This is a genomic window from Paenibacillus amylolyticus (assembly GCF_051136285.1).
Classification (GTDB): domain Bacteria; phylum Bacillota; class Bacilli; order Paenibacillales; family Paenibacillaceae; genus Paenibacillus; species Paenibacillus amylolyticus_F.
Window position 1 is genome coordinate 2,912,642 of the sequence record NZ_CP194938.1, and the last position, 17,691, is coordinate 2,930,332.

Below are 17,691 nucleotides of genomic sequence, written 5' to 3' on the forward strand. Positions count from 1 at the left end.
CTCCTTCAAAAGGATTTTAACGCTAACTCAACCAAAGCTAAATCTTTTTGTATATCATTTTTTATTTTTTCAATTACCTGCACTGATTCATCGCCCTGTAATTGCACCAGATCATTTTCAACTTTTTTAGTAGATTGCTCTAGAAATTTTTCTATTACTGTTAAGCTACTTGTAATATCAGATATATGTTTCGTAGGCAATTTACCTAAAGAAACTGCCAATTCTAAACCTTGTTTATTTTCATTATCACTAATAACTCGTACCAAGTTGCTAATGGATCTAGCTTCTAGAGCAGCAGTAGCCGCCTGTATTTCATTTTGATCTCCGCGTAATGTTGCAGATGAAATAGCCGTTTTTATTGCTTGATTTACCTGCATAGCAGTCACCTTTCCGTCCAACGTGTCCCCAAGGGTTTCCTTCATTCTTTCAGTCCACTTCAATTTATCTAGTTGCTCGGACTCTAGCACCTGGCATACTTGCTTTTTTAACATATCGGAGCATTTAATTAATTTGTCAAATGCACCTATCTTATCATCTGGAGGTAAGGTTAAATTACTCATTTCCAAATTTAAAACATGATTATACACGATTGAAGCGTCTACCAATCTCACACGCTTTGTGGTTTCACCTTTTATAATAGACAGCCTTGCTAAGGCTATACTTTTTATTTCATCTCTATGAAGAAGTAATAATTCGAGTAATTTGGTCCACTCTGATGTCCTTACGCCACTTGGTAAAGTGATAGGGTTAAAAAGAACTTCTGTTATGCCTTCAGGAGAATTATTCTTAACTGCCCCCCCCATTGCGGCAGTTATTGCAAGCACATCTAAAGCCAGTGGAAGAGGGTCGAATGCTTCATTATTTAAAGGAATTTGACGCATCTGCTTTATTAGCATGGAACACCACTGCTCAAGATAACGGGCAGAGTAACGTAAAAATTCAGATCCTTTGTTAAATTCCCAGTGCTTATAGTATTGATGGTAGATCAACCCTTGAAGAGTAAGTGCTGTATCTTTTCGTTCATTTTCCCTACATGGTAAATTCAAACGAATTTGACCTAACGCTTGTTTTTGCTGTGTAGATTGAGATTCAAAAAGTATACTTCGTTTTGACCATAGGCCGTTATCTTGGAACCATTTCTGATTTATTTGCTCAAAATCCCAGTTAATATAATCATTAACTGCCTCAAACAAAATATCACGCATAAATTGTGAATGACTTTGACTTAAAGAACCCCCGTTAGCCCATTGATCTAGGATCTGTATACGTTCCATCAAGGATTGCGGTAATTCATCATCAAGCGACCTTGAGGTAGACTCAATTTCATTTTTTAAATTTTGCTTATTCTCTGGAGAGTGCTCTCTTACTGAAAACTGATCTTTTGACGTATAATCAACAACTAATTCTCCGTTTGCTTCTTGACTAGTTGCTACCTCTTGTAAGAAAACTCTTCGATCATGTAAAGGTGGAAGGTTGAATGCTTCATGAATAAAAGGATGAAAATCAACTACATCGTATTCTTCTGTCCACAATTCAATTAAAGCTAATCGTCGGTCATAATGAACTGGATCAAGGCGTTCTATTTCCTTTTGGGCTATTACGGAAAGTCGATTTACGGATTTGCCACCAAAATGGTCGAACAACGCCGGTGATGGAAATTGTCCTTCACATATTGGTTCTGCGTAATTCTCTAAAATATAACGCAATACTTTTCCTATTAAGAGACGAGGATTGAAATTCTCCTCTGAGGTTCCTCTTTTGTACATTATTTGAAGTGCCTTTTTGTTAAAAGGATATAATCCAATCCCATCTGTCTGTCCGAATGCTTCGTGACATGATTCAACAAAAGAACAGTCCTCACATGCAGACCTCAACGGTTTAGTATTCTCTTTATCTAAAGCCCACTGCCTAATTTCTTGCTCAGGAGTACGCAAAGCATTTAGATATTTAGCAGAAAATCTCTCTATCTCTTCTGGGGGCACTAAATCTTCTCCAACATCAAGCGTCACTCTAAAGGAGATTCTTGTTAGGACAGTATCTTCAAACCTATGGAAATATCCAGTTGTACAGCCAAGAGCAACGCGCATATTACATAGTTTGTCTTTTTCCTCTTCATCTTCTAATGTTTTGATATCATTATTTTTAGCGGATGTGTAGATAAGCGCATCAAGTAGTTGATAATCAATGCCTTGTAGTACAGTGAAATCTTCTATGAGTAAAATAAGTTCAATATTCTTGGCTGCTAATTCAATACGTATCTGTTTCATGATTTTTACCAAATCGGTACTAGACAAGCTAAGCATTGTAGAAATCGCTTGATCCAAATTCCGATTGATCCATTCAACTGCCTCTTGCTGTAGTTGATAATCTGCTACAAGTTCACTATAAACATACTGAGCATCTTCGCTTGCACGGTTAATATATGTCAGATTTATTGGTAAATCCTGAATAGTGAATTCTCGACGTTCATTTAAGCGGCCTCCGTTACCACCAACAATATGTTCCGCCAGCTGATGGATAATCCCATCTTCTTTAAACCACTCGGGAATGAATGCTGGATCACGAAATAGATGAGGTAAATTTTCCATGAGAAACAGTTCAGCATCATTTAAGCGTTCAACCACATGATTACCATTCTTACCGATGGCAAGAGTAATGTTGTTATGTAATATTTCTTTTGCTTGTTCAGACGTTATATTACCTACTGAATGTCGGACACGTTGCCGATATTCTTCAAACAATGGATCTTCGAGATCTTCCAATATCATAAGGATTATTTCTTTAAGGTTTGTTAACCTAGGAATAAGCAGGACCTTACGCCCTCTTTTATCTATCTTTGCATGTAACCAGCGAATAAGATGTGATTTCCCTGTTCCTGATTCTCCAAGAATGGGAACAAAAACTTGATCTTTTCCAGATGTAAAGTTATTTAAGAAAGTTGTCTCATCGTAAGATGCACCTTTGTCGTGAACTTTTGGGCTTGCCGTCTGTTTATACATCTTAATTGGATGGTGAGTAGCAAGAAATAAGTGCTGCTGAACATGTAGCGCATCCTTATCCATAACTTTATATACTTGCTCTGTCTGCCAACACAACAATGGCTTCAAATCCCTTCCTCCTATCCATTCCATGTTATTTCAGAATAACGATATTTTTTCTCTTGTGCCGTTAAAACGTAAACGTCTGCATCCGATCTCATCTTCAAATCAACAATGCCTTCGTCCTGCAACCTCAGCCAAGCATAAGAGGTTGACTGTGATAAGTGATTCTGAAGCAGTTCTTCTGTTCCATATATGTCATTCATTTTTGTCCGATAACTACCATGCTCAAATACCGGGCATAACTGTGCCAATCTATGCACAATCGTATCTATAAGATGAGTTTGACTGTCATGAAATAATTCAGGTAGAAAGTATCTAATTACTTTTGTAGGGTCTGGTATCAGTTGTTTCAATATACGAGTAGTAAAACCTAAATACAGAGACCAATCTTCAAACTGACCATAACGAGCATCACTAGAACATTCCATTTTTTCGTTTAATTGCTTTAATAGTGCTTCTTCAACTTCTTTCCAATTACCAGGTGCTCGATAAGGGTTCTGTGACAAGTACCATGCAATGATTCTTCCTAAATCATCATTTTGCCCTTCCTCTGGAACTAATGCTCTTTTTCTAATGGTATGTGGCAGAAGCATAGCTATTTGGGATGATATTGATCCCTTTGGAATCGTTGTATCGGTTATTTCCAAGAAGTTATTCTCTTGCTGAATAAGTCCAAGTGAAATCATCTCAGGGATTGTTTTCCCAATAAAATCCGTTTCACTACGCTCCAGATTTTGAGATGCAAAAACAGATGGCATAATCATCTTCTTAAGTGCATCAATCTCTAATCGTTGTACATTCATTTGAGCCATCAGTGCATAAATGGCATATATACGTGCTGGAGAAGCTTCTGGCGTTTTAATTAAACTCATATTCCGACCTCCTGCTTAAAAACTTCATACTGATAAAATCGTATATTCGAGGTATTCTGCAACAACGTTTCAGGACGTATTGGATTCGCCATTGTACTAGAAACTATAAAGATAACAGGGTTTTCTTTGGTAGTTGGATGCTCCATCCAACGAAAAACATTTACTGAATCTTCTGGTTGCTCATTAATAACCAATGTAGGTATTTGCCACTTTACACGTGCACGACGTGAATATTCACCTAAAGAAGATGTAAAGAATATATGTCGTTGTGACAATACTTCATGTTCCTTTATCCATTGAATCCATTTTGAATCTGCAACAATATGCCGGATTCCTTGATGTAGAAACCATTGAATTATTCTAAACATATTTTGTTTTTCTCGCATACTGTAAGCATTTTGCATACTTCCTTTAGCTTCCCTAAACAATAACAACTGATGTCGGACAGGATCTAAGTACTTTTCAAGTAATTCTGTTGTAGTATTTTCAGCAGGCCATTGAAGGGGGTACGATGTGCCAGGAACTCCTCTAGGAAGTTTGTTCGTTCTTCGACATGCTTGACATCCTCCACAGGCTGGTACAGCAACAACATAATTTTTTGTGTACATCCCTTCAGAATGATCGTTAATAGAATAGAGATCTTTCAACACATCAGAAACACATTCTTCACCTTTCAGTAACCTATTAATAAGATCGAACTCTTCTCTATCATTCCCCCTGCTCGACCTCCTATATTTCTCCACCTCATTCCAGAAACTTTCTTCTTGATGATGGTGTTTTAGGATCCGTACAACTCGTGTAATATTATCATTTGAATCTGAAATCTGTCCCCTTACTCCCCAATCAAATTCAATTATCCCCATACGCGACATCATTGTTAGAATACGTAGGTTCCACTGTTCATTATAATCATTTCTACCATTAATTCTTTTAGAGCGCTTACCAATCGAGAATAAAAAAGTATCTATTTGCCCTGGAAGTTGCTGTTTTCGTGCAAACATCCGGTCCCAACGAAGACGCCCTTTTTCTACTCCAATCAGTTGAGCAGCACTCATTCTTCTTCCGCGACTAACATCTTCTTCATCATAAATAAGAAGAGAAAGGCATGCCTTCCCATCTCGCCCACCACGACCTACCTCTTGATAAAAACGGTCTATGCTTTCAGGAATACAGACATGGATGACGGCACGAACTTCCGCTTGGTCAACACCAAGTCCAAACGCTGATGTAGCAACAATAATATCCAACTGCCTTTTGCTCCATAATTGAATAATTGCTTCTCTATCATTTTGTCCCGTATTTCCATGAAAAACACGAATTCGTTTGTACCCATCCGCCAGAATTGCTGAGTATATTTCTTCGGCATCCTTAACTTCAGTGGTATAAATGATAAGAGGACGTGGTAGACTTCGGATTGCCTCCAACATCTTATTAATTTTCTCCGTTCTGCTTGAACACTTTCTCATCCAATAAGCCGGTTCTGGTCGAAGAGTTACCGATGAGAACATCTTAAGTTGTACAGGACTACCGAATAAAATTTGTAATGTTTCCAAACAATCTTCGGTCACAGTTGCTGAAAGTAATAACGTACGGAATGGAGTAACTGAATGACGCAACATCATTTTACGCCATCCTGCAAGTTCTTGAAAAGCAGGACGAAACCCCTCACCCCAGCCAGAAACAATATGCGCTTCATCAATGACTAACATCTTGAAATAACCACGCTCAGCAGCAATCTGCAACGAATAGTCTAAAGATTCAAGAACACTTTCTGGAGAGGCAAATACGATACGCTGCGTTCCATTCATTATCGATTCTTGAATTTCTTTATTTTCTCTTTGACGTGAACTACTGGAAAAATATGCAGATGGCCGATTAATCAGTGGCATTAATGCACGTTCCTGATCCAAAGCTAGTGCAACGGTTGGAACTACGACGACCGTAACGCCTTCTTGTCTTGAGAACAGGAGCGCTGGCAATTGTCCACACAAACTTTTTCCAGTTCCAGTAGGAAGGTTTAATAATATTGTTGCATCTTGAGGTGAAGTAAGCACAGTGCGAACTGCAGCACGCTGTGCATTACATCTGTAATTCAGTCTATTTACTTCCTTTAAAAATGGATCTCCTTCTACTTCCTTCATTTGATTACGTGGTTTCAATGCAAAAAGTGGTCTTTCAGGACCTTCTTTATCGGCCTGTGGGAGCCAATCAGGCAACCAAGTCTCAGCACACAATAAATACGAATCCCGAACTTCATCCAATATAACTATTCCAACTAATTTATACATTAATTCATTTGGCCAATTGGCTCTACGAGGGACACGCAAAAATATGCGCTCCCCTCCACTTCTTTCAGATTCATAACGTAAAACGCCCCGAATCAGTGCTGCTAAATCCATCCCAATGGCACCACTCTGAATTGCTTCAACAAATCTACTAATAAAAGGATTGCTTGGTTTAAAGATTATGTTTTCATTTAGAATCCATTCCTGCAATTCATCAAATTCATTCAAAATGTGGTTCCTCCTCTTCGCACTGACTTCAACAAGTCCCTTCCTGATAAAATTATAAATCCTGCCGAATCCAGCTGGACCTTGGGTTGCTTTATACCCTGGACTAGAGCCTCATACTGCTCCTCGTCAAATGCATCATATGTTACCGAATCACCTTCGAAAAGTTTTCTCATCTCCACTTGAACTTTTAAGTAATTGAAATGGTTGATTGCAACTTCTGCTTTTGTTCTGCATTTTTCAATAAACTTAGGATCCTCATATAAATATTGGCGTGACTGGGATGAAATCAAATCACATACTTTTTGCCATTGCTTTGTTGTAAAAATGTCACATATTACTTTTAATCTATCTTTTATTATACTCGTATCCGTTCCACCGTCTTCCACATCACAATAGGGCCTAGCCAGCAAGTATTCAAGTTCGTCATCTACTCTATTGCCTTGATAATCAAGTATAACTTCGACATAAGTAGGCTCGAAGAACTTATCCAATAGTCGTTGATATACTTTTAAATCCACTTGGAGACCCCTTACCTCCAATAGATTTAATAATGGTTTAAGATCCCCCTCTACAATGTAATGGAGGCGAAATCCTAACCAATCTGTATCTTGTGTCCAAGACTTTACTTTTCTCCAAAATGCATAAGTTTGACCTCGATCATCCTTACGTAAATATTCACTAAGAATATCAAAGAACGGATCACCAAGACGAAACAACTTGTAATTGTTGTTTTTAATCACAATTTCGCGATCAAAGCAACCTGGTCTTTCCATCTGCTCGTTAAGAGCAACCAAGTGTTGCGTAGGTAAAAGCGTGCCAAAAGCAGGTTTGTAGATAATTTGGCCTTCTTTTTCAATTTTTTTAAATCTCATAGCTTCACATACCCAAGGCTCAAGTAATTGCTGTATTCTCTCTGGGTTGCTTTCGTGAAGAACTAACTGATCAAAGAAACCATTTGCCTGTTGCTCATGAGCATCGATTTCATCAATAATCTGTTGTTCAGCAATCCGCACTTTCTCATCATGAATTTTAACCCTCATTCCCTCTATGCTTTTTTCTAACCCTGGCAACCCATGAATATAAAGATCGCGTAAAACATCGGGTAGGATAGCATCAATGAAAAATTGCAAAGATGATATTGAATCGTTATAAATATTTAGGCCTTCTTTCAAAAATTGATGCCATCCCCACTGATAATTGACCTCTGCATCTGGACCAGTTAGAACTGATATTCGAAATGGCTTATTACGACCTATACGATCAAGTCGTCCAATGCGCTGTTCCAGTTGATTTGGAGCAAACGGCAGGTCATAATGAATCATTTCATCTGCAAACTGAAAATTACGACCTATTTCACCAGTTTTATCGGATACGAGTATCTGACACTCGCTATTATCACGAAAATTAGTTGTAATTAACTCAATTTGCTCTCTATTCAATCCCATATAATATCCGCCTACTGCCTCATCACCAAACGTTTCTTTCAGAAACTGAGTAACCTGCTTACAGACACGAGTATGCTGAGTGAATACTATAATTTTTTGAGGGGACATTTTTTTTTGTTGTGCTCGTTTTTGAGTATGTTGAATCATTGTCGCTAGTAATTGATTCTTATCTCCCATTTCACTAGGGTAAGCCAATACTCTTAATAGGCGATCCAGCATTTCTGATTCTCCCTCAAAATGCGGAGTCTCAACAATATACTGCAAATTAATTTCACTGAAGATTTCAGACATATCTTCTATCAGTTTTTGTTCTTTACGAATTCTAACTAGATCACGAAGCAAATTTTCATCGGTGCATACTCCTTCAAGAAAAGACCTCCAAATACTAAGCCGAGGGGAAGTGACTGCACTTTCATCCTCCCATACCTCCCTCTCTGCTGCCCAGGATTCTATACGATAATCATCCAAAATAAGATGAAGTTCTTCCGTTCTCTCATCCAGATCCCACTCTTCCATAACCGGCAGTTCTCCCCTGTGATGTTGAAACAAGGATGTAGCATTATCCCTTCGATTACGAAGCATCCGACGATGTAAGCGATAAGTTTCTGATATATGTATCCGTATCCGGCGTATCAATTCCTTCCTTTTTTCTTCATACTTTGAATCCAAACTTATTTCCAATTCGTCTAATAATGACAGTAGTAATTTATCTTCACTAAAGAGAATTCGGAAATTTCCAATTCGTCGCTGGATTAAGAACGGTTTCGTCTCCTCTCGGAATGACAAGAGACTTTTACCTACCTCTTGTCTCTTATCCAGCTTATACCTAAAAGCATCAATGTCCTCTAAGCGGTGTTGCTCAGGAGCCAAAATATGCAGCATAGACAAGAACTCCCATTCATTGTTTAGCACTGGAGTAGCAGATAACAAAAGCAATGTTTTGGCACTATGACACATACTCTTTAAAATGTCATATTGTTTTTGTTCAACAGGGTCTTTAGAGAAGGCCTTTCTTGCTAGTTCATGTGCCTCGTCTACAATAATAATGTCTGGTATGGTGTTGTATTGATTATCAATAGATTCTAACCCAGCAAAATGAATTCGCTTAGGGAATTGATCAATTAAACAACGCTGTGTTAATTCTTCTTCCCACTGAGTTAACAAATATTTAGGAGCCAAAATGATTGCTTGATGATTTGGATGATCCAATAGCTTTTGACGAAGAATTACTCCTGCTTCGATAGTTTTGCCCATTCCGACCTCATCTGCAAGTAGGTATCGAGGTACAGGATCCTCTAAGACGCGTCGAATCACCTCAACTTGATGAGGAAGTATTTCAATGCCCGAGGAGATCAGTCCAGTCATTCCGCTAGCTACTGCTCGCTGTTCTATGAGCATTTGTAAAAATGAATTGCGTCTCTGATAAAAAAAAGATGTCTCCTGCCCTAGAATTGACAACACTTCCATAGGATTAGTAGTAGAATCAACACATCGGACAAAAAGATCCTTTTGAGAAATGTAACAAGAATATGTATCAGGAAAATCGACTTCGTACTCGTCATCAAGTTTGCGAAGAGCCCTTCCCATCTTCCACTCGTCTTTTTCCACATCATAGTAGTAACATCTCGACTGGTGTTCCAATACTACCGATTTAATATCAAATATAGAGAACCAGTCACTCGTTTGTTTATTAATTGAATGAAAATAAGTTACCTCAACTGTTTTCTTGTCTGCTGAAATAGCAGATAAACTTCCAATTCCCATTGAATTAGAAGCCACTTTAACAAATGAACCTACATAGATTCTAGACATTGAATTTCCTCCAAGTAGAAATTAACTCTAGTACGAACTGACGATATGATTAAAAAAATAAGACCCTACAAAAGTAGGGTCTCTCTAAGTCAAAATTATAGTTTAATATATTTCAAGTGCCACTACGCCCTTATTGTTAGTATAATCATACCAAATACTAGGCTATTGTCAATCTCTGTATTGTAAAAAAACGGATGAAACTTCTTTCGAATTACTTTCATAGAAGATCACGTCTGCTACAAACAAATCTCTTCAAACCCCACGCTTATTCCCCCACAACAAAGTGTGTAACTGCGGGAGAACTTTAACTTGTCTCAAATCTGAGGAAGCCATGACTTGATTAATCAACCATTCATACTTCTCTAATAAAGCAAACATCAATCCTTCTCTATCTGCTGTCGTTACATCGCTATTACCTACCTGCAAAACCAGCCTCATGTGAGGATATCGTTTATGAACAAGTACTGCATACTGAAGATCATCTTCATCAAAAACCACTACTTTAATACATATTTCATTTGAACTATTTTTCAAGTTCTCCATAACCTCGTCTAATTTATCCCAATCAGTTATCATTCCTGAACTTGGTGGTTTCGGAGATATCGTCAAGTCATCAATATCTGCCATCCACTCTTGCCATCTGCTTCCTTGCGTTTCCAACCCAACTCGAATTCCTTGATCATGAAGCAAATCCACTAAGTATCCAATATTCTTTAAGAGTGCTGGATTACCACCAGAGATGGTTACATGCTCGAAAGTGTTTCCACCAAGATTGATTAATTCATCCCAAATCATTTGGGTAGATAATTGTTTAATTTCATTCTTTGCAGAACCGTCCCATGTAAAGGAGGAATCACACCATGAACAGGAATAGTCACAGCCTGCCGTTCGAACAAACATTGTTTTTTGTCCGATAACCAGACCTTCTCCCTGAACAGTTGGACCGAATATTTCCAGTACCGGGATGGGCTTTTCCATATGAGTCAATCTGCCATCCACTCCCGTCTTGCTTCGGCATAACTGGTTGGTGTTTCAAATAACCGGACAAATTCAGTTCTTGCATCCACGTCTTTTGATGAGTATTTATCAGTACTCAGCGCTGCTTCCATCTGCTCATAAAGCCAAACGACCATGTTTTCAGCAGTCGTATTCATTAACGGCAACGTCTCATTTAGATATCTGTGGTCTAAATATGGCTCTATTTGCTCACGCCAAATTGTTTTTATCATTCCAAAATCTATCGTCATTCCAATTTCATTTGTATATCCACTCACTCCAAATACAACTTTATAGGTGTGACCATGTAGATTTTTACATTTGCCCTCATATGCATGTAAGTGATGCGCCGCGTCAAAAGTAAATTCTTTACTAACTAATACTCTGCGCTGATGATATTTCAACTGTTCATAAGTAATATCCTCTTTAAACTTTTGCAATGCATCTACAATGACGAATTGCCCCGGTATTTTATTCATAACATTTGCTCCGAATTTTTTCCTTGCAAAAATTTATCCAAACCCGCTTTTCTCAACTGGCAAGCAGGACAAGTACCACATCCATCACCGATAATACCGTTGTAACAAGTCAAAGTCTTTTGGCGTACAAATTCAAACGCCCCTAATTGATCTGCCATTTCCCACGTCTCTGCTTTATCTATCCACATTAACGGAGTATGAATGATAAAATTATGATCCATCGCTAAATTTAACGTCACATTTAGGGATTTGACAAAATCATCCCGGCAGTCAGGGTATCCACTAAAATCTGTCTCGCAGACACCCGTTACAATATGTCTAGCATCTACTCCTTTAGCAAACACCGCGGCGAAACTTAAAAACAAATGATTGCGCCCTTCCACAAATGTGCTCGGAAGTTCACCTTCATTATGAACAATCTCGAGATCATTACGTGTCAGAGCATTCTGAGTTAGTTGACCGAGCAAGCTCATATCAAGTAACGTCCAATTTACTCCCAGTTCATCAGCGATTTGTTTAGCACATTCAATTTCTAAAGCATGCCTTTGTCCATAATTAAAGGTGATTGCTTCAACTTCATCAAAGTGCTTCATTGCCCAAAACAAACAAGTTGTACTATCTTGACCGCCACTAAAAACTACAACGGCTTTTCTGTTTTTTTGTTCCATAATCTTACCCACTTTCTCACCATTCTCCCTTAATGATAACAGATGTACTATTTTATCGAAAGTTGACTATTTATCGTTGCCCACAACTAATCTTATCTCTACAACTTCAAACAGATTAGGAAACTTCTCTTTAATCTCTTCTAATAAACGCTTACCCTGAACTGGTGGAAGGGTACTATAACCATTCTCAATGAGCAATCTAATATGTCTTTTTATAGAAGGCCTGATTTGAGAATTGTGATTTATTATTTCTAGGAGATGATAGATATTCCCAACGTCTTCATATTCAAGATCATTTCGAATGACTTCAAGAAGGTTTATCTGGATTTGCTCATGTTGAAGTTTTCTTTCAACCAGTTCTTTTAATTCATAAAAGTCCATCGACTGCCACTCATCAATTACGGAATTGAGTTTAGATTCAATCTGTGAACCCTCCAATAATAGTTCAACACATGCAATCATTTTCAACTGAAGTTCCTTAATTGGCTTTAGAATTTCTAATTGGACTTGAAGATTGAACAAATAATTAACTATAGTACGCGGAGTTAAAGCAAGACAGTTTTTTAGCTCTGATACCTTTTGCATATTAGCTAGAATTATCCTTTTTCTCTCCTCTAATTCAGGCAAAGAGAACTTACTATTATCAACAATTTCTTCTCCGACTTCTTCATGATTCACATGCATACCACACTCAATAAGGAAGTCAACTATTTCCATTAAATCCTGGTCAAATTGTTTTAATAACTGATCAACTTCATTTTTTAAAGCAAAGAACCTATTAAATTGGATGACTAACTCTGGTTGTTCTAATTGTTGTTCAAGCAGCGTATAGTTCACAAGATCTTGTTGTCGAAGAGACTTCTTTTCGTTAAAATTATAGATTTGGTCTGCAAGTTTAATCCATTCTGCTCTACTAGAACCCATAAGAAATGGTATCATCATTAGTCTTATTTTAATTGATTGCCTAAAGCTTTGATGAAGCAACTCAAGATAACCACTATAGCTTTGTTTTAAATTTGATAGGAAATCCTTCAAGGTTAGATTGCCTATTATATAGCTTTCCAACTTTTTAGAAGGTACAAAATTCAATAACCATTGATCGAATTCTTCATCCGTTAATACCTCATCATTTGGTGTCTCATAAAAATTTTCACGTAACAAATACCAATCTGAATAACACTCATCAAGTAATGACATTAAGTCTTTATTGAAGGGAGATTTTTCTTTCGCATCGAAAGTCCATAAAGATTCACTATATATTCTAGCTTGTTGGGCCCAATTCCTCATTCCATACACAAATACAGGTAACTTCAACCCAAGAGCCTGTTCAAGAGATTCAAACCATAATTTATGAATACTTTCTCCCTGATATATCCACTTTGAGATTTCATACTCATTTGAGATTTTTTGAAATATATTTAATTTTTCTGAATACTTCATCGTTTGAAAGTTAGTTATTTGAATACCAACGTAATCACGATTTACATTTATAAAGAACTCATCATCATTCTTGTCTAGTTTAATAGGATATCGCGTTCTATTTACAACTTCATTCCATTGAATAACTGCGGAGGTTCGAGAGGAGAATGAGCGGTTCATATGTACCCCCTTTATCACATCATGTACCAGAGCGGCCACTCCAGATCTAACAGGTAATAATAGTTCATCGTTTACTTCTTTTCCTTCTACCCAATCTCTGACTACCTCTTTTTCATTGAAGATAGTATTATCATTTTTATACTCTATATGAAGCGGTTGTTCTTCCCTTGAATTACCTGCTGCTATCTTGTTTAACTTAATAGATATTTGATTTTCGCTATAACCAAAGTGCTTTAACAAAGGTTCAGAAATTATCACTTGACTTGCATCTTCAGACGCATACCACTCAGATAGTGTTTTAATAAACATATCTTCATGATCCGCAAACATTTCCCTGCGCATAAGTGGAAGAACTCTACTAATATGCTTTTTACCTTTTAGAAAGAAACGTAGGATTTCCTTGCTATTCAGTATCATGTAACGTAATTTACCTTTTCCTATAGGGATAGCATCGAATGTGCGTCTTAGCATATGACTATTGAATGGGAGCAACTGAACTTCAAGACAATTAACATTGTTGCTTTCCTCTGGCAGAAAAGCAGAGCATTGTTTGAAATGCGGACATTGGAGAGAGCAACTGAACCCCTGTGTCGCTTTCAGTTGGGTAAGATAATTTGCCATATATGGTACTACCTGCTTACGATCAAGATTGAAAAAGTCTTTCCCCGACTCATCCGATAGCCATAACTTTTTTACACGATCATTAATCGTATCAAGATTCTGTATTCTTTGTGTGAGACTAAACCCCTTCTCTGTATCCTGAACTGCACCAGGTGTTAAGCCAATGACCACATCCCAGCTTCCTTCTTCCAATGTAATAAGTTGATCAAGGATACTGGTTGCGTAAATATTAACTGATTGAACTAAATCATCAATCAATAACAAAGGACGGATTCCTCTGTTTTTTATTTGCAAAGATATTTGTTTAAAAAGTGTTCCGATATCTTGTCCTTCAAAAAGAAAATGGTCCAACTGCCGCGAGAGATTTTGTCGAAATGCTGCGTATTCTAATGGGATATGAAGGGTTGTATTGGCGAGCAAGGTTTCAAACTGTTCCCGATGCAGTACCTCTAGTGGATTTTTAATTTTTCCTCGTTTGACTTGTGATGTAAAATCAATAATATTTTGCTCAATCACCGGTCTTAACAATAGTGCGCTTGGAACGATCTCCTCATCGGACTCCATAGCTTCCGCTAATGTTGTCCAAACCATTTGGTTAACAAGCGTTATAGGCTTTTTAAGCAAAATCCCCCACCTGTCTTCATCAATACAAACATCCAAGGATAAATTCAGTGTGTCTAAACATTTTTTGATTAAGGTCTGAGGATTTAGCTCTGTTCGTGAAATTCGTATCACGGGTCTATCTGGTACTTCCACTAACCACTTATCTTTTAACCAACGTAGCAGTTCGGATTTTCCCGATCCTGTGGAACCGAAAACTAAATAAACTCTGTTACCGCTAGCATCAGTTTCTTGAAGTTCATCCAGCAGTTCATCTTCTGTAACTTCAGCGACTAACTGACTATCATTATACCTATGCATTACTTGCGGAAAGTGCGTTTTTCTGAAGTATTCAGGTGATTGGTCATATCGTTCATCTGCAGTACCAGCTAAAAGTTTAAGCGAATTTTTGTTGAGACAAGGAAGCATTAGTGTCACATCTCCCCTCTATCTTAATCCAGTTCAGCGTATTTTTTGGCCCATAAGATTTATAGGGAAGATCTTGCACATAACTCAATTCTATTTCCCCTGCCTCAGCTAATCCCATTAATGAAAAAATAATCGCCCTATATATTTTCCCTTCTGATGTCAAGCACGGAATAATTGGATGAATAAATTTTTCACAGAATAGATGTAACCCACCCTCCCATGTCTCACTTCTTTCAATGATACTTTTCATTAATGAGAGTTGTGGAAGGGCGTAAAAACCGGAGTAGACACGTCTTCCCAATCCCCAACATTCCATCATTCGCTTCCATGCATTTATTTTTTCATGACCAACAACTGTCTTCATTAACTTACTATTAACTTGATAATGAATGTTACTCACAAATAATCTATCTGGCTTTACAAATAACTGTTCAAAAATAGTAGCAAATATACAATCAAGAGAATCACTAGGTATAGCATCAGAAGTTGAAATCTCCTTTAACCTTAAAAAAACTTCTTTGTTAGTCCAAGCTTTATTTTGTGACACATAAAATTGTGCTTTGTCTTTATATATAAACTGCAAATCTTCTAATACCATCAAGGCACATTCGATTAAAGAGGTAATATCTCCCTCTTCCCTATACTGGAATTTTGTTTTCAGTTCATTTGTATCCATTCCAGGCTTAGATCTTAGTTCCTCATAAATTACTTCAATTTCTGGCCCGTAACACATCTGGAACAACATTTTTGTACCTCCTCTGCTTATTTTCTAAAATATCTTTAAATGTTCTGGATAAATGATAATAATTGTGGACTGATCTTAACTTCATATATTCTCTTGGTGAAGGAATAAAAATCTGTTTTGCATTAATTTCACATACAGGACACTCACAATGAAGTGGATTTTCCAATCGAGGGCTTGTGGGTTTTGCTCTGGATTCAGGCAGAAAAAAAGTTCTAAATGGTCTACTGTAAAATACCTGAAAGAATGCAGCGGCCATTGTTGGTCGAGTTGAATCAAATGACTTTACTCCAATATCAACCATCGCATGAAGTTGAGGAATCCCCGTTACTCCAAAGACGTGAAGGTTGGCAGCTCCAACAACATCCACAGCTCTCCTAATCATTTCAATCTGTTCAGTCTGATGTTTAAATAACAAGGACCCGATCCCGAAATTTGTATATCCCATCTTAATTAACTCATAGGCTGAAAACTCTATACTAGCTTGGTCATAACCTTGTATTACTCCCATTGGTTTCACAAATTTAGGAAGCTTATACCTATTAAAGAGATTTAAATATTCGTAGGCATTATATAGCGTTCTTTCAATAGCCATGTAACGTTCAGATAAAGAATTCTTATTCAGTAGAGGTTCATCAAAATGAACCAATTGAATATTCGCCGTTGAATCACAATCTTCCAAGATTGATTGTTGAATATTAAAAACATCTTTTAGCCGCGGCCTACTTTTTTGTTTAACATAGAATACTGATCCACAATCTATTATTAACTTTTGGGGTTTGTTTCTATACTTCTTTACTCCTCCTCTATTGTCTGGAATTGCACTTATTAACACCGGACACGTAGGAAAGTAGTCACAAAAAATTGCATCACTATGTGACCAACCAATATAAAAATCCACATCTCAACCCCCCATTTATACGTGATAATACGTGATATTTAGAATATTAGCATATTTTTCTTCATACGACTACTCTAAAAAATAAAAAAAAGAAGCCCTCAGGCTTCTTTTATCCATTGTCTCCATATTTCATATATTAATCCGCGTTGTTCATCATTAAATTTAAATCGGCCATTATTTACATGTAAGACAGGATTATCTCTGTCAAAGAAGTTTCCAGTCCAATTTTCATATTGAAATTCATTTAATAACAATGGCCGCGGCAAAATTTGAGAACCAGTAATCCATTGTTCAATGAAATACCTAATATAGCAATACCACGCTATTGAGGAATCACCAATAGATTTTTTTCGGAATTGTTTCCTTTGTACTACAGAGAGGTATCCTAATTCAGGATAATCATTCATTAAGGAATCAACGTACCTGATTAAATCTTTTGCTAATTGAGGATATAGACTACGCTCAATCCGATAGTTTAAAAAATCCTCAAAAATGCCATGCAACGATCTGATGGTCATTAATTTAGTGGAGTTACTACTTATCTTTTCTCCTCTCTCTATTAACCGTTCAAAGCGTTGATAAGCCATTAGTTGATGAACACAGTAACTCGGAAACTGTTGTACTTCAGATACAATGAGAACAACATATTCATCATTCTTACTACCATTCGGCAGTTTGTATGTAAATTGTGGATTTTTCACTTGTAGTTTGTTATCAATTAAACTTACAACAGTATCATAATTGACTAGAACGACATCTTCGCCAACTACATCAGACTGAACTACTGGAAATCCCCAATCTTTGATTAGACCTAGGGACAAGACAGTAAAATAAACCTCATTGTTCTTTCTCGTTAAATTGCTTACGTTTTCAAAAGTAAAGAGCATGGAATTTCCCCCAACGCAAATATGCC

Annotated in this window: 11 protein-coding genes; all 11 read right to left on the reverse strand. The window is 37.2% G+C overall.

The window, feature by feature from the left end; genetic code table 11:
• Window positions 1–5: 5 nt before the first annotated feature.
• The 11 genes from dpdH to ACR8BL_RS12765 all read right to left on the reverse strand — a co-directional run bounded on the left by dpdH (window position 6) and on the right by ACR8BL_RS12765 (window position 17,665).
• Window positions 6–3,107, reverse strand: coding sequence for a protein DpdH (gene dpdH / locus ACR8BL_RS12715; RefSeq protein ID WP_071639643.1), 3,102 nt, complete (start codon window positions 3,105–3,107; stop codon window positions 6–8).
• A gap of 11 nt (window positions 3,108–3,118) precedes the next feature.
• On the reverse strand, window positions 3,119–3,973 hold the full coding sequence (gene dpdG / locus ACR8BL_RS12720) for a protein DpdG (protein WP_434752943.1): 855 nt from the start codon (window positions 3,971–3,973) through the stop codon (window positions 3,119–3,121).
• Entirely contained in the window at window positions 3,970–6,486 is a 2,517-nt protein-coding gene (gene dpdF / locus ACR8BL_RS12725) for a protein DpdF (protein WP_434752944.1), read from the reverse strand. Before dpdF ends, dpdG begins: the two co-directional genes overlap by 4 nt.
• Complete coding sequence (gene dpdE, locus ACR8BL_RS12730) at window positions 6,483–9,743, reverse strand: protein DpdE (RefSeq protein ID WP_434752945.1); 3,261 nt, start codon at window positions 9,741–9,743, stop codon at window positions 6,483–6,485. Before dpdE ends, dpdF begins: the two co-directional genes overlap by 4 nt.
• A gap of 252 nt (window positions 9,744–9,995) precedes the next feature.
• Complete coding sequence (queE, locus tag ACR8BL_RS12735; protein ID WP_434752946.1) at window positions 9,996–10,721, reverse strand: 7-carboxy-7-deazaguanine synthase QueE; 726 nt, start codon at window positions 10,719–10,721, stop codon at window positions 9,996–9,998.
• Window positions 10,722–10,726: 5 nt separating this feature from the next.
• The gene (gene queD, locus ACR8BL_RS12740) at window positions 10,727–11,218 is read right to left on the reverse strand and encodes a 6-carboxytetrahydropterin synthase QueD (RefSeq protein WP_071639639.1); all 492 of its coding nucleotides are present in this window, start codon (window positions 11,216–11,218) and stop codon (window positions 10,727–10,729) included.
• On the reverse strand, window positions 11,215–11,886 hold the full coding sequence (queC, locus tag ACR8BL_RS12745; RefSeq protein ID WP_434752947.1) for a 7-cyano-7-deazaguanine synthase QueC: 672 nt from the start codon (window positions 11,884–11,886) through the stop codon (window positions 11,215–11,217). Before queC ends, queD begins: the two co-directional genes overlap by 4 nt.
• Before the next feature lie 66 nt (window positions 11,887–11,952).
• Entirely contained in the window at window positions 11,953–15,135 is a 3,183-nt protein-coding gene (locus ACR8BL_RS12750) for a hypothetical protein (RefSeq protein WP_434753110.1), read from the reverse strand.
• On the reverse strand, window positions 15,104–15,880 hold the full coding sequence (locus tag ACR8BL_RS12755) for a hypothetical protein (RefSeq protein ID WP_434752948.1): 777 nt from the start codon (window positions 15,878–15,880) through the stop codon (window positions 15,104–15,106). The genes ACR8BL_RS12750 and ACR8BL_RS12755 overlap by 32 nt, the downstream gene beginning before the upstream one ends.
• Window positions 15,846–16,778: a queuine tRNA-ribosyltransferase gene (locus tag ACR8BL_RS12760; RefSeq protein ID WP_434756344.1), complete on the reverse strand. Its 933-nt coding sequence runs from the start codon at window positions 16,776–16,778 to the stop codon at window positions 15,846–15,848. The genes ACR8BL_RS12755 and ACR8BL_RS12760 overlap by 35 nt, the downstream gene beginning before the upstream one ends.
• A gap of 98 nt (window positions 16,779–16,876) precedes the next feature.
• A complete protein-coding gene (locus tag ACR8BL_RS12765) occupies window positions 16,877–17,665 on the reverse strand; it encodes a hypothetical protein (RefSeq protein ID WP_071639634.1) in 789 nt (262 codons plus the stop codon).
• Between the last annotated feature and the right edge of the window lie 26 nt (window positions 17,666–17,691).